Annotated in this window: 11 protein-coding genes; 10 read left to right on the top strand and 1 reads right to left on the bottom strand. The window is 67.8% G+C overall.

Annotated elements, in window-relative coordinates:
- Positions 1–32: 32 nt before the first annotated feature.
- Positions 33–935: a LysR substrate-binding domain-containing protein gene (locus FHR94_RS12410; protein WP_183326048.1), complete on the bottom strand. Its 903-nt coding sequence runs from the start codon at positions 933–935 to the stop codon at positions 33–35.
- A 121-nt stretch (positions 936–1056) separates the two neighbouring features.
- Between FHR94_RS12410 and FHR94_RS12405 the strand changes: the two genes are divergently transcribed.
- The 10 genes from FHR94_RS12405 to etfB all read left to right on the top strand — a co-directional run bounded on the left by FHR94_RS12405 (position 1057) and on the right by etfB (position 13269).
- Positions 1057–2166: an S-(hydroxymethyl)glutathione dehydrogenase/class III alcohol dehydrogenase gene (locus FHR94_RS12405; RefSeq protein WP_183326047.1), complete on the top strand. Its 1110-nt coding sequence runs from the start codon at positions 1057–1059 to the stop codon at positions 2164–2166.
- A gap of 146 nt (positions 2167–2312) precedes the next feature.
- Positions 2313–3167: an S-formylglutathione hydrolase gene (gene fghA / locus FHR94_RS12400; RefSeq protein WP_183326046.1), complete on the top strand. Its 855-nt coding sequence runs from the start codon at positions 2313–2315 to the stop codon at positions 3165–3167.
- A gap of 189 nt (positions 3168–3356) precedes the next feature.
- Positions 3357–4499: a choline metabolism transcriptional regulator GbdR gene (gene gbdR, locus FHR94_RS12395; RefSeq protein WP_183326045.1), complete on the top strand. Its 1143-nt coding sequence runs from the start codon at positions 3357–3359 to the stop codon at positions 4497–4499.
- A gap of 10 nt (positions 4500–4509) precedes the next feature.
- Entirely contained in the window at positions 4510–5211 is a 702-nt protein-coding gene (mtgA, locus tag FHR94_RS12390; protein ID WP_183326044.1) for a monofunctional biosynthetic peptidoglycan transglycosylase, read from the top strand.
- A gap of 123 nt (positions 5212–5334) precedes the next feature.
- The gene (locus FHR94_RS12385; protein WP_183326043.1) at positions 5335–6312 is read left to right on the top strand and encodes a dipeptidase; all 978 of its coding nucleotides are present in this window, start codon (positions 5335–5337) and stop codon (positions 6310–6312) included.
- Between the two features lie 145 nt (positions 6313–6457).
- The gene (locus FHR94_RS12380; protein WP_183326042.1) at positions 6458–7003 is read left to right on the top strand and encodes a DUF5943 domain-containing protein; all 546 of its coding nucleotides are present in this window, start codon (positions 6458–6460) and stop codon (positions 7001–7003) included.
- A gap of 12 nt (positions 7004–7015) precedes the next feature.
- The gene (gene dgcA / locus FHR94_RS12375; protein ID WP_183326041.1) at positions 7016–9088 is read left to right on the top strand and encodes a dimethylglycine demethylation protein DgcA; all 2073 of its coding nucleotides are present in this window, start codon (positions 7016–7018) and stop codon (positions 9086–9088) included.
- Between the two features lie 140 nt (positions 9089–9228).
- Positions 9229–11196 carry a (Fe-S)-binding protein gene (locus FHR94_RS12370; protein WP_183326040.1) on the top strand — a complete coding sequence of 656 codons (1968 nt, stop codon included), beginning with the start codon at positions 9229–9231 and terminating at the stop codon, positions 11194–11196.
- The gene (gene etfA / locus FHR94_RS12365; protein WP_183326039.1) at positions 11196–12476 is read left to right on the top strand and encodes an electron transfer flavoprotein subunit alpha; all 1281 of its coding nucleotides are present in this window, start codon (positions 11196–11198) and stop codon (positions 12474–12476) included. The genes FHR94_RS12370 and etfA overlap by 1 nt, the downstream gene beginning before the upstream one ends.
- The gene (etfB, locus tag FHR94_RS12360) at positions 12466–13269 is read left to right on the top strand and encodes an electron transfer flavoprotein subunit beta (protein WP_183326038.1); all 804 of its coding nucleotides are present in this window, start codon (positions 12466–12468) and stop codon (positions 13267–13269) included. The genes etfA and etfB overlap by 11 nt, the downstream gene beginning before the upstream one ends.
- Positions 13270–13293 lie beyond the last annotated feature (24 nt).

The raw sequence follows: 13293 nt of genomic DNA, 5'->3' as shown, positions 1-13293 counted from the left end.
CTCCCCTGTGGCGCCCTACGTGGGCGCCTTTTTCATGGGGCCGCCGGGCTGCGGGAGGGCAGGACCTCGCCGATATGGGCGACCAGGTAGTCGACGAACTGGCGCACCTTGGGCGACAGGTGGCGGTGGTGGGGATAGACCGCCCATACCGCGGTGTCGCCATGGCGATAGGCGTCGAGCACGCTGATCAGCTCGCCCGATTGCAGGTAGGGCTCGACGTAGTAGTCGGGCAGCTGGGCGAGCCCCAGCCCCTTGAGGGCGGCATCGAGTAATGCCGGACCGGAGTTCCCTTCCCAGGGGCCGTCGACGCGCACCTCGCGGCGTACCCCGTCCATGTCGAATCGCCAGTGGTCCCGGGAGCCTATCAGGCAGCGATGCCGGGACAGCTCGGAAAGGCTGTGGGGCTGGGCGATGCGGGTGAAGTAGGCCGGCGCGCCGACCACGTACTCGCGACGCTCACACAGGCGCCGGGCGATCAAGGAAGAGTCCTCGAGGTGGCCCAGGCGGATGGCGATGTCGAAGCCCTCGTCGATGATGTCCACCCGGCGGTTGGTGAAGTGCATGCGTACCCGGAGGCGGGGATGACAGGCCATGAAGTCGTGGACCAGCGGGGCGATGAAGCGCTCGCCGAAGGTGGTGGCGCAGGTCAGGCCGAGCAGGCCGCTGGGGCGGTCTTGGAGGTCCTTGACCGCGGCCTCGGCCTCTTGAAGGCCCTCGACCAGATGGCGGCAGTACTGATAGTAGACTCGTCCCGCCTCGGTCAGGCGCAGCCGCCGGGTGGTGCGATAGAGCAGGGGGGTGTCGAGCTGCTGCTCGAGCTGGCCGACCAGCCGGCTGACATGCGAGCTGGACACCCTGAGTCGTTCGGCGGCGGCATTGAAGGCCCCTTGGCGTACCACTTCGACGAAGGCCTCGACGCGGTCCCAGCGCTGCATGCGACCTCCCGATGGATTGTTGCTGTGTGGCAATAATGTGATGCGTTTGATGCAGTTTATCTCATGGTGCCGAATTGCCTAGACTGTCGTCAGGTTCATCCACCCGAACGAGGACACCATCATGAAGTCACGCGCCGCTGTTGCAATGGAAGCCGGCAAGCCCCTGGAACTCGTCGAGATCGACGTCGAGGGCCCCAAGGCCGGTGAGGTGCTGGTACGCATGGCCGCGACCAGTGTCTGCCACACCGATGCTTTCACGCTCTCCGGGGCCGATCCGGAGGGCAACTTCCCGGCGGTGCTGGGCCACGAGGGGGCCGGCATCGTCGAGGAGGTGGGCGAGGGCGTCAGCAGCGTGCGCCCTGGGGATCACGTGATCCCGCTGTATACCGCCGAGTGCGGCCAGTGCAAGTTCTGCCTGTCGGGCAAGACCAACCTGTGCGGGGCCGTGCGGGCCACCCAGGGCCAGGGCGTGATGCCTGACGGCACCAGCCGCTTCTCGCTGGACGGCAGGAAGCTGCACCACTATATGGGCTGCTCGACCTTCAGCGAATATACCGTGCTTCCGGAGGTGTCTCTGGCGGTGGTTTCCAAGGAGGCCCCGCTGGACAAGATCTGCCTGCTGGGCTGCGGCGTGACCACCGGCATCGGCGCGGTGATGAACACCGCCAAGGTAGAGCCGGGCTCGACCGTGGCGGTGTTCGGTCTGGGCGCCATCGGCCTGGCGGTGATCCAGGGCGCGGTGATGGCCAAGGCCAGTCGCATCATCGCCATCGACGTCAATCCGGAGAAGTTCACCCTGGCCGAGCAGTTCGGGGCCACCGACTTCGTCAACCCCAAGGACTATGGCGATCCCATCCAGCAGGTGATCGTCGACCTGACCGATGGCGGCGTCGACTATTCCTTCGAGTGCATCGGCAACGTCAATGTCATGCGTTCGGCGCTGGAGTGCTGTCACAAGGGCTGGGGCGAGTCGGTGATCATCGGGGTGGCCGGGGCCGGCGAGGAGATCTCCACCCGCCCCTTCCAGCTGGTGACCGGACGGGTCTGGAAGGGCTCCGCGTTCGGCGGCGTCAAGGGGCGCACCGAGCTGCCGGGCTATGTGGAGCGTTACATGCAAGGCGAGATCAACATCGACGACTTCATCACCCACGACCTGCCCTTCGAGCAGATCAACGATGCCTTCGAGCTGCTGCACAAGGGTGAGAGTATTCGCACCGTGCTGCACTATTGACAGGCGCCCGCCACCGCGTCTCTATACAAGTTGACAGGCGCCCGCCGCCGCGCCACTTTCGCCAGGCGAGACAAGCGGTCGCCGTCGGCAGAAGACGCCAAGGGCCTCGGCTGTCGGCGGTCACCTCGATCAAGGAGAGTTCCGTTATGACCATGACCGAGCACCTGGAGCTGGTGTCGGCCAACCGCAGCTTCGGCGGCTGGCACAAGCGCTATCGCCACCGCTCCCGGGCGCTGGACTGCGAGATGACCTTCGCCATCTACCTGCCGCCTCAGGCGGAAAGCGAGCGGGTGCCGCTGCTGTGGTGGCTCTCCGGCCTGACCTGCACCGACGAGAACTTCATGCAGAAGGCCGGGGCCCACCGGCTGGCGGCCGAGCTTGGCATCGCCATCGTCTGTCCGGATACCAGTCCACGTGGCCTGGAGTTGCCTGGCGAGGAGGACAGCTACGACTTCGGCACCGGTGCCGGCTTCTACGTCAACGCCACCCGGGCGCCCTGGAAGGGCCACTACCGCATGTATGACTACGTGGCCGAGGAGTTGCCCTCGGTGGTGCGCCAGCACTTTCCGGTCAACGGCCGCGAGTCGATCAGTGGCCACTCCATGGGCGGCCACGGGGCCCTGATCCTGGCGCTGCGGCGTCCCGGCCACTACCGCTCGGTCTCGGCCTTCGCCCCCATCGTCAATCCCATCCGCTCCCCCTGGGGACGCAAGGCCTTCAGCGGCTATCTAGGGGACGACACGTCCACCTGGACCCAGTACGATGCCTGCGAACTGGTGGCCAAGGGGGCCTCGCGCCAGCCGTTGTTCATCGACCAGGGTGAGGCGGACGACTTCCTCGAGGAGCAGCTCTTCCCCGAACGCCTGGAGGCGGCCTGCGCCGAGCGGGATCATCCCCTGACCCTGCGTCGCCAGCCGGGCTACGACCATAGCTACTTCTTCATCGCCAGCTTCATCGATGACCATCTGCGTTACCATGCCGAGCGATTGAAGAAGCGCTGAATCCCGGGCCAGGTCGACTGCCGTCGCGGGACGATTGTGTTCAGGGGGGTGGCGTGCAACCATGCTAGTGATGTCGGAGGGTCTCACGAGCCGCCAGGCGCGCGCCTAGTGGTGCCTTCCCGGCAGACAATCACAAAGGCTTTCGCGACACCGACCCCTCCAGAGGCGTCGGGGTTTGGAGGAATGATCATGGCACCTGATCCTCGACCCCCCGCTGACCAGACCAGGATCCAGACCCTGGGTTTTCTCCTGCTGGACAACTTCACCCTCATCTCCCTGGCCTCGGCCATCGAGCCGTTGCGCATGGCTAATCAGCTGGCCGGGCGTGAGCTGTACCGCTGGTTCACCCTGAGCCTGGATGGCGGCCCCGTGGTCGCCAGTGACGGTCTCACGGTCACCCCCGACGCGGCGACCTCGGTGCCGCTGGCGCTGGACACGGTGATCGTCTGTGGCGGGGTGGGGCCCAGTCGCAGCGTGCAACGCGAGCATCTCGTCTGGCTGCAGTCCCAGGCCCGGCTCTCGCGGCGGCTGGGCGCCATCTGCACCGGCAGCTGGGCGCTGGCCCGGGCCGGCCTGCTCGACGGCTATGAGGCCAGCATCCACTGGGAATGCCTGGCGGCCATGCAGGAGGCCTTCCCGCGGGTGGTGTTGACCCCTCGGCTGTTCACCATCGATCGGGATCGGGCCTCCTCATCCGGCGGCACCGCGCCGCTGGACATGATGCTCACCCTGATCAGCCGTGACCATGGGCGGGAGCTCGCGGCGGGTATCTCGGAGATGTTCATCTGCGAGCGGGTGCGCAACGAACAGGACCTGCAGCGCGTGCCGCTCAAACACGTGCTGGGCACCACCCAGCCCAAGCTGCTGGAGATCGTCGCGCTGATGGAGGCCAACCTGGAGGAACCCATCGACCTCGACGAACTGGCCGACTATGTAGGCGTCTCCCGCCGCCAACTCGAGCGTCTGTTCCAGCGCCATCTGCACTGCTCGCCGTCACGCTACTACCTCAAGCTGCGCCTGACTCGGGCCCGTCAGCTCCTCAAGCAGACCTCCCTGTCGATCATCGATGTGTCGTCGGCCTGTGGCTTCGTCTCCACGCCGCATTTCTCCAAGTGCTATCGAGAGCTCTTCGGCATGCCGCCACGGGACGAGCGGCAGGGGGGCGGACCGTTCAGGTCGCCCGCTCTGTCCCTCGAGAAGGAGACGGCCCAGCTGCTGCAGACGGCCTCCTTCGAGCCCCTGCCGGACGAGGGTCCGGTATCCGCCGCCATGACGGCGCTCGACCAGGCCCGGAGCGAGCCCACCTACGCCAGCGTGCGCCTCAGGACATGAGTGAGGACTGATGCGAAGCTGGCGGCGTCGGGCAGCGCGGGTCCTGGGCCTCGCGCTGCTGGGGTGGGTGGGGCTGTCGGTGCTGCTGGTGCTGATGTTCCGGGTGGTACCGGTGAGTGGCTCCATGGTGATGCTCGAGCGCAAGGTGCAGGCCTGGCGGGCCGGCGAGTCGCTGGAAATCCGCCAGGCCTGGCGTCCCTGGTCGCAGCTCGCCCCCGAGGCCAAGCTCGCGGTGATTGCGGCCGAGGACCAGCGCTTTCCCGACCACCACGGCTTCGACCTCGTCGAGCTGCGTCGTGCCGTCACGGCGAGCCTCAACGGTGATGGCCTGCGTGGGGCCAGCACCCTCAGTCAGCAGACCGCCAAGAACCTCTTCCTGTGGACCGGACGCAATTGGGTCCGCAAGGGCCTGGAGGCCTGGTTCACCCTGCTGATCGAGCTGCTCTGGCCCAAGGAGCGCATCCTCGAGGTCTACCTCAACATCGCCGAATGGGACAGTGGGGTCTTCGGGCTGGAGGCCGCGGCACGCCACTACTTCGGGGTCTCCGCCGCCGATCTCGATGCCGTCCAGGCCAGCCGTCTGGCCGCCATCCTGCCCAACCCCCGGGGCTGGAGCGCCTCCCGCCCCGGGCCCCATGTGCTGAACCGCAGCGCCTGGATCCGCCAGCAAATGGGCAACCTGGGAGGCACCGCCTACCTCGAGCGGCTGTGAGGGCCGTCGCCTTCGCGATGACCGTGACGCTTTTGGAATTCTTCCCGTCGCTTCCAGGCGTCGGGCCGAGGAATGCCGACGCTATGCTGCCGGCACGTTCATGCACTACCCCGGAGCCCCGCCATGACCTCTCAAGAGCTGCACCAGGACGCCATCGTCATCGATGGCCTGATCATCGCCAAGTGGAACCGCGAGCTGTTCGAGGACATGCGCAGGGGCGGCCTGACCGCGGCCAACTGCACGGTCTCGGTGTGGGAAGGCTTCCAGGCGACCGTCGATAACATCGTCAGGTCCAACGCCCTGATGGCCGAGTCCAGCGACCTGGTGCGCCCGGTGCGCACCACCGCGGACATCACTCGTGCCAAGGAGGAGGGCAAGACCGGCATCATCTATGGCTTCCAGAATGCCCATGCCTTCGAGGACCAGATCGGCTACGTCGAGATCTTCAAGCAGCTCGGCGTGGGCGTCGTGCAGATGTGCTACAACACCCAGAATCTGGTGGGCACCGGCTGCTACGAGCGTGACGGCGGACTAAGCGGCTTTGGCCACGAGATCGTCGCCGAGATGAACCGCGTGGGCATCATGTGCGACCTTTCCCACGTCGGCGAGAAGACCTCCACCGAGGTCATCGAGGCGTCCCAGAAGCCGGTCTGCTACTCCCACTGCCTGCCGTCCGGCCTCAAGGAGCATCCGCGCAACAAGTCCGACGCGGAACTCAAGTTCATCGCCGACAACGGCGGCTTCGTCGGCGTGACCATGTTCACCCCCTTCCTGCGCGCCGGCATCGACGCCACCATCGACGACTACGTCGAGGCCATCGATTACGTGATGAATCTCGTCGGCGAGGATGCCATCGGCATCGGCACCGATTTCACCCAGGGTCACGACCAGAACTTCTTCGAGTGGCTGACCCACGACAAGGGCTACGCTCGCCGCCTGACCCGCTTCGGCAAGATCATCAACCCCGAAGGCATTCGCACCATCGGCGAGTTTCCCAACCTCACCGAGGCGCTGTTGCGCCGCGGCTTCAGCGAGCCCCTGGTGCGCAAGATCATGGGCGAGAACTGGGTCCGCGTGCTCAAGGATGTCTGGGGGGAATAAGCCACAGGCTACGGGCCGCGAGCCGCGAGCGACAGGTCATGGACCACAGCCTAGCAGGCTGCCCGAAGCCCGAAGCCCGAAGCCCGAAGCCCGAAGCCCGAAGCCCGAAGCCCCATAACAATCAGCAAGACTCGAGGAATATACCGTGACCAAGATGGCCCCTGAACTGCCCATCGAAGTGGATGCCGAGACCGGCGTCTGGACCACCGATGCCCTGCCCATGCTGTACGTGCCGCGGCATTTCTTCATCAACAATCATGTGGCCGTCGAGGAAGCGCTGGGGGCCGAGAAGTATGCCGAGATCCTCTACCATGCCGGCTACAAGAGCGCCTGGCACTGGTGCGAGAAGGAGGCCGAATGTCATGGCCTCGAGGGCGAGGCGGTCTTCGAGCACTACATGACGCGCCTGTCGCAGCGTGGCTGGGGCAAGTTCGTCACCGAGGCGATCGATCTCGAGGCCGGCACCTGCCGGGTGCGCCTCGAGCACAGCGCCTTCGTTTATCAGCTGGGCAAGGTCGGTCGCAAGATCGAGTACATGTTCACCGGCTGGTTCGCCGGCGCCATGGACCAGATCCTTGCCGCGCGTGGAAGCGACTTGCGCACCGTCGCCGAACAGACGCAGAGCGCCGCCGAGGAAGGCTGCGACGTTGGGGTGTTCGTCACCCGTCCGCTCGACACCCAGCAGGGCTGAGGAGGCATCACCATGGCATTCGACGCGATCTTCCAGCCGATCCAGATCGGCAAGCTCACCATCCGCAACCGCGTGGTCAGCACCGCTCATGCCGAGGTCTACGCGACCGATGGCGGCATGACCACCGAGCGCTACGTCAAGTACTACGAGGAGAAGGCCAAGGGCGGCTGCGGCCTGTGTATCTGCGGCGGCTCCTCGGTGGTCTCCATCGATAGTCCCCAGGGCTGGTGGAGTTCGGTGAACCTCGCTACCGACCGCATCATCCCGCATTTCCAGAACCTCGCCGATGCCGTCCATAAGCACGGCGGCAAGATCATGATCCAGATCACCCACATGGGTCGCCGTTCGCGCTGGGACGGCTTCGACTGGTCGACCCTGTTGTCGCCCTCCGGCATCCGCGAGCCGGTGCACCGCTCCACCTGCAAGACCATCGAGGAAGAGGATATCTGGCGCATCATCGGCGACTTCGCCCAGGCCGCGCGGCGGGCGAAGGAGGGCGGTCTCGACGGCGTCGAGCTGTCCGCCGTTCACCAGCACCTGATCGACCAGTTCTGGAGCCCGCGGGTCAACAAGCGTACCGACCAGTGGGGCGGCAGCTTCGAGAACCGCATGCGTTTCGGCATGGAGGTGCTCAAGGCGGTGCGTGCCGAGGTCGGCGACGACTTCGTGGTTGGCATGCGCATCTGCGGTGACGAGTTCCACCCGGACGGCCTGTCCCACGAGGACATGAAGCAGATCGCCGCCTACTATGACGCCACCGGCCAGGTCGACTTCTTCGGCGTGATCGGTTCGGGCTGCGATACCCACAACACCCTGGCCAACGTCATCCCCAACATGGCCTATCCGCCGGAGCCCTTCCTGCATCTGGCGGCGGGCATCAAGGAAGTGGTCAAGGCGCCGGTGATCCATGCCCAGAACATCAAGGATCCCAACCAGGCCGAGCGTATCCTCGAGGGCGGCTATGTCGACCTGGTGGGCATGACTCGGGCGCATATCGCTGACCCGCACCTGATCGCCAAGATCAAGATGGGGCAGATCGACCAGATCAAGCAGTGCGTGGGCGCCAACTACTGCATCGATCGCCAGTATCAGGGCCTGGACGTGCTGTGCATCCAGAACGCCGCGACCTCGCGGGAATACATGGGCCTGCCGCACATCATCGAGAAGACCGAAGGCGCCAAGCGCAAGGTGGTGGTGGTCGGCGGCGGCCCCGGTGGCATGGAGGCGGCACGGGTCGCCGCCGAGCGTGGCCACGACGTCACCCTGTTCGAGGCCGCGGAGCAGCTGGGCGGCCAGATCACCACCGCCGCCAAGGCGCCGCAGCGCGATCAGATCGCCGGCATCACCCGCTGGTACCAGCTCGAGCTGGCGCGCCTGGGCGTCGACCTGCGCCTGGGGACCCGCGCCGACGAGGCGACGCTCAAGGACCTGCGCCCGGGCATCGTGGTCCTGGCTACCGGCGGCCATCCCTTCCTGGAGCAGGATCCGGAGTGGGGCTATTCGGAGAATCCCGAGGAGAGTCTGGTGGTCAGCACCTGGGACGTGCTCAACGGCAAGGTGGCCCCGGGCAAGAACGTGCTGATCTACGACACCATCTGCGAGTTCTCCGGGCTCTCGGCGGCCGACTACCTGGCCGAGAAGGGCGCCAAGGTCGAGATCGTCACCGACGACATCAAGCCGGGGGCGGCGGTGGGGGGGACCACCTTCCCGACCTATTACCGCAGCCTCTACGAGAAGGAGGTGATCATGACCTCCGACCTGCTGCTGCACAAGGTCTACCGCGAGGGCGATGCCCTGGTGGCGGTGCTCGAGAACGAGTACACCGGCGCCCAGGAGGAGCGGGTCGTCGATCAGGTGGTGGTGGAGAACGGGGTGCGTCCCGACGAGGCGCTCTACTACGCGCTCAAGGGGCAGTCGCGCAACAAGGGGCAGGTGGACCTGGAGGCGCTCTATGCGATCCAGCCTCAGCCCTGCCTGGCGGAGGACGGCGACGGCTTCCTGCTGTTCCGCCTGGGAGACTGCACCGCGCCGCGCAACACCCATGCGGCGATCTACGACGCCCTGCGCCTGTGCAAGGACTTCTAAAGTCGCTTCGCGTCAGCCCCGGGCTGCGGGCCGCGGGCCATGAGCCATCATGCCGCTCGTAGCCCGTAGCCCGTAGCCCGTAGCCCGTAGCCCGTAGCCCGTAGCCCGTAGCCCGTAGCCCGAATACTGAGGTTGCCACCATGCTCGATATCTTACTGCCGATACTGATCTTCGCCGCGCTCGCGCTGGCGGTGATCGGCGCCGGGCGGCGTGTCCGCCTGTGGCGCCAGGGGCGTCCCGCCCAAGTCCCCCTGCTCAAGGGACTGGCCGCCATGCCGCGGCGCTATCTGGTGGATCTCCACCACGTGGTGGCCCGCGACAAGGTGATGTCCAACACCCACGTCGCCACCGCCGGTGGTTTCGTTGCCGCCGCGGTACTGATGATCCTGGTGCACGGCCTGGGCCTGGCCGAGGGCGTGCTCGGCTGGCTGCTGCTGGCGGCCAGCGCGACCATGTTCGTCGGCAGCCTGTTCGTCGCCCGCCGTCGCCGCCATCCCCCGACGCGGCTGTCCCGGGGCCCCTGGATGCGCCTGCCCAAGAGCCTGATGGCTTTCTCGCTGAGCGTCTTCGCCATCACCCTGCCCGCCGTGGGCCTGCTGCCTGAAGACTTCGGTAGCTGGATCCTGGCGCTGGCCCTGAGCGCCGTGCTGGTCTGGGGCCTGGGGGAGATGGTCTTCGGCATGACCTGGGGCGGGCCCATGAAGCACGCCTTCGCCGGGGCCCTGCACCTGGCCTTCCATCGTCGTCCCGAGCGCTTCGGTGGCGGTCGCTCCACCGGCCTCAAAGCCCTGGACCTGGACGACTCCGAGGCGACGTTGGGCGTGGAGACGCCTGCCGACTTCACCTGGAACCAGCTGCTGGGCTTCGATGCCTGCGTGCAGTGCGGGCGCTGCGAGGCGGTGTGTCCGGCCTTCGCCGCCGGCCAGCCGCTCAACCCCAAGAAGCTGATCCAGGACATGGTCGTGGGCATGGCCGGGGGCAGCGATGCCGCCTATGCGGGCAGCCCCTACCCCGGCAAGCCGGTGGGCGAGCACCAAGGCACGCCCCATGGGCCCATCGTGGCGCGGGAGGGCAAGGCCCTGGTGGACGCCGAGACCCTGTGGTCCTGCACCACCTGCCGCGCCTGCGTCGAGGAGTGCCCGATGATGATCGAGCACGTCGATGCCATCGTCGACATGCGTCGCTTCCTGACCCTGGAACACGGCAACACGCCCAACAAGGGCGCCGAGGTCCTCGACAATCTGATCGCCACCGACAATCCCGGCGGCTTCGATCCCGGCGCGCGGATGCACTGGGCCGCCGACCTGGCGCTGCCGCTGATGGCGGACCTGCAGCAGGTCGATGTGCTGCTGTGGCTGGGTGACGGCGCCTATGACATGCGCAACCAGCGCACCCTCCGATCGCTGGTGAAGGTCCTGCGCGCGGCCGACGTCGACTTCGCCGTGCTCGGCAACGAGGAGCGCGACAGCGGCGACGTGGCCCGTCGCCTGGGCGACGAGGCCACCTTCCAGAGCCTGGCGAAGCGCAACATCGCCACCCTGGCCAAGTACCGCTTCCAGCATATCGTCACCTGCGACCCCCACAGCTTCCACGTGCTGGGCAACGAGTACGGCGAGTTGGGCGGCCACTACCGCGTCTATCACCACAGCACCTACATCGCCGAGCTCTATGAGGCGGGGCGCCTGGCCTTCCGGCCCTGGAAGGGCGGCAGCGTGACCTATCACGACCCGTGCTATCTGGGCCGCTACAACGGCGAGTTCGAGGCGCCCCGCAACGTCCTGCGTGCCCTGGGCATCGAGGTCGCCGAGATGGCGCGCTCCGGCTTCCGCTCGCGCTGCTGTGGCGGTGGCGGCGGCGCACCGATCACCGATATTCCCGGCGAGCGGCGGATCCCGGACATGCGCATGAATGACGTCCGCGAGACCGGTGCCGAGCTCGTCGCCGTGGGCTGTCCGCAGTGCACCGCCATGCTGGAGGGTGTTGTCGACAGTGGCGCCGAGATCCGCGATATCGCCGAGCTGGTGGCCGATGCCCTGGTCGAGGTGCCGGGCGGTCGCGGCAAGGCGCAGGCGCGTCCGGCCCGTCCGCTGGCCGAGGAGGTAGTGTGATGAGCGATATTCGACGTCGCGATCCCCGCAAGGAGTGGATCGCCCGCAACCGCCTGCATCCCCGGCATCTCGAGGTGCTGGCGGAACTGGGAAGAAGTGACGGCCAGGGAGCGGCCAGCGAATGGATGGGGCCCCATGGGCTGATGCGCCGGAACCCCCATGCCGTGGGCTTCATCGGGCCCAATGGCGTGAAGCGCATCGACCGCAGTGGCGTTCAGCAGGGCCAGGGCTCAGGTGGGCCCCAGGCCTCGACCGCCGCCAGCAAGCCGCGGGTCGAGATCGAGGCGCCGGCTTTCCTGGTGGCCGTGGTGCCGGACATGGCCGGCGGACGCCTGACCGGTCACGACCGCGACCTGCTGGGGCTGGCCCGCCGGCTGGCCGATGCCGACCCGGCGACGCCCGGCGCGGTGCTGGCCGTGGTCTTCGGTGAGCACAAGGAAGACGCCTTCGGGGAGGCGGGTGTCGACCGCTTGCTGCACCTCGCCGAGCCCGAGGTCGAGGGCTTCGCCCCCGAGGCCCGGCTCGGCGCGCTGGTGGCCGTGGAGCAGGCCTGGACCCCACGGCACTGGCTGCTGCCGGATTCCAAGCTGGGTGGGGCCGACCTGGGGCGGCGCCTGGCGGCCCGGCTCGGCGAGCGCCCGGCCACCGGCGTCTGGCAGCTCGAGGCCGACGCCGAAGCCCCGTCGGGCTGGCGCTGCACCGCCCGCGGGGCGGCGGGCACCCTGGACTTCCAGCGGGCCATGCCGCGCCTGATACTGGCCCTGGCCGAGTGTGCCGAGCCGGTCAGCGAGACCCACCACGCCGCCCAGGCTCTGGCGCTTCCCGAGGCGCTGCCCGCCCAACTGGCGCGCATCGAGGACCTCGGCCAGGTGGCGGTCGATCCCGCCGGGGTGGCACTGTCCGAGGCCGAGTTCATCCTCTCCGCCGGCAACGGTGTACGCGACTGGGAAGGCTTCCATCACGCCGCCGAAGTGCTCGGGGCGACGGAAGGCGCCTCCCGGGTCGCGGTGGACGACGGCTTCATGGCCCGCCACCGACAGGTCGGTGCCACCGGCACCTGGGTCACCGCCCGGGTCTACGTGGCGGTGGGCATCAGCGGGGCCATCCAGCATCTCCAGGGCATCCAGGCCTGCGACAAGGTGGTGGCCATCAACATGGATCCCGGCTGCGACATGATCAAGCGCGCCGATCTGGCGGTGATCGGCGACTCGACCAAGGTGCTCGAGGCCCTGGTCGCCCTGGTGGAACAGGCAAGGGAGGAGAAGCGCAATGCGGCCTGACACTCACGACAAGGGACGTCTCGCGGTGACCGTGCTGGTTTCCGTCGGACGTCATCCGCTGACCGGCCGCGGCCGACGCGCCGACCAGGATGCTCGGGGCGTCGAGCTGGCCCGGGCCCTGGCGGATGCCGAGGTCGAGTTGCTGCACGCTGGCCGCCTCGACGCGGGCAGCGAGGCGGCCCTGCGCGGCTACCTGGGCATGGGCTTCGAGGCGCTCTCTCTGCTCGAACAGCCCGCCGGGGCCGATGTGCTACCGGCCCTGGCCGAGGCCCTCGAGGCGGCGGGGCCGCAGCTGGTGATCGCCGGCGAGCAGGCCGAGCAGGGCGAGGGCTCGGGCCTGCTGCCCTACCTGCTTGCCGAGCGCCTGGGCTGGCCGCTGGTCAGCGGCCTGGCCGCGGTGGAAGGTGTCTCGCAGGGCGTCGCCACGCTGCTGCAGGCGCTGCCCCGGGGGCAACGGCGACGCCTCAAGGTACGCCTGCCGGCCATCGTCACCGTCGACGTCGCGGCGCCGGCCCCGCGCCAGAGCGCCTATGGCCCGGCCCGGCGCGGCCGCCTGGACGTTCAGGCGGCGCCGGTGGTGCCCGACGATGACCTGGCCCGGTGGCAGGCCCAGCCGGCGCGCAAGCGGCCCAAACGCCTGAAGATCGTCAAGGCCGCCTCGGCCCGAGACCGCTTCAAGGCCGCCGCGGCCAAGGCCGAGGGCGGTGGCGGCCAGGTCCTCACCGACATCACCCCGGAGCAGGGCGCCGAGGCCATCTTCAAGCTGCTCAAGGAGGAGGGCGTGCTCCGTTAGTCTCACGCCGTCCCTCCCCCCAAC

The organism is Halomonas cerina (genome assembly GCF_014192215.1).
Lineage (GTDB): Bacteria > Pseudomonadota > Gammaproteobacteria > Pseudomonadales > Halomonadaceae > Halomonas > Halomonas cerina.
Note: the sequence above shows the minus strand (reverse complement) of the source record. Positions and strands in the feature narration are given on the sequence as shown.

What these genes read in the sequence shown, in the direction of transcription:
- gbdR (WP_183326045.1), top strand. Translation starts at nt 3,357, where the DNA reads ATGGCACCTGATCCTCGACCCCCCGCTGACCAGACCAGGATCCAGACC.
- dgcA (WP_183326041.1), top strand. Translation starts at nt 7,016, where the DNA reads ATGGCATTCGACGCGATCTTCCAGCCGATCCAGATCGGCAAGCTCACC.
- FHR94_RS12385 (WP_183326043.1), top strand. Translation starts at nt 5,335, where the DNA reads ATGACCTCTCAAGAGCTGCACCAGGACGCCATCGTCATCGATGGCCTG.
- etfB (WP_183326038.1), top strand. Translation starts at nt 12,466, where the DNA reads ATGCGGCCTGACACTCACGACAAGGGACGTCTCGCGGTGACCGTGCTG.
- mtgA (WP_183326044.1), top strand. Translation starts at nt 4,510, where the DNA reads ATGCGAAGCTGGCGGCGTCGGGCAGCGCGGGTCCTGGGCCTCGCGCTG.
- FHR94_RS12405 (WP_183326047.1), top strand. Translation starts at nt 1,057, where the DNA reads ATGAAGTCACGCGCCGCTGTTGCAATGGAAGCCGGCAAGCCCCTGGAA.
- etfA (WP_183326039.1), top strand. Translation starts at nt 11,196, where the DNA reads ATGAGCGATATTCGACGTCGCGATCCCCGCAAGGAGTGGATCGCCCGC.
- FHR94_RS12410 (WP_183326048.1), bottom strand. Translation starts at nt 935, where the DNA reads ATGCAGCGCTGGGACCGCGTCGAGGCCTTCGTCGAAGTGGTACGCCAA.
- FHR94_RS12370 (WP_183326040.1), top strand. Translation starts at nt 9,229, where the DNA reads ATGCTCGATATCTTACTGCCGATACTGATCTTCGCCGCGCTCGCGCTG.
- fghA (WP_183326046.1), top strand. Translation starts at nt 2,313, where the DNA reads ATGACCATGACCGAGCACCTGGAGCTGGTGTCGGCCAACCGCAGCTTC.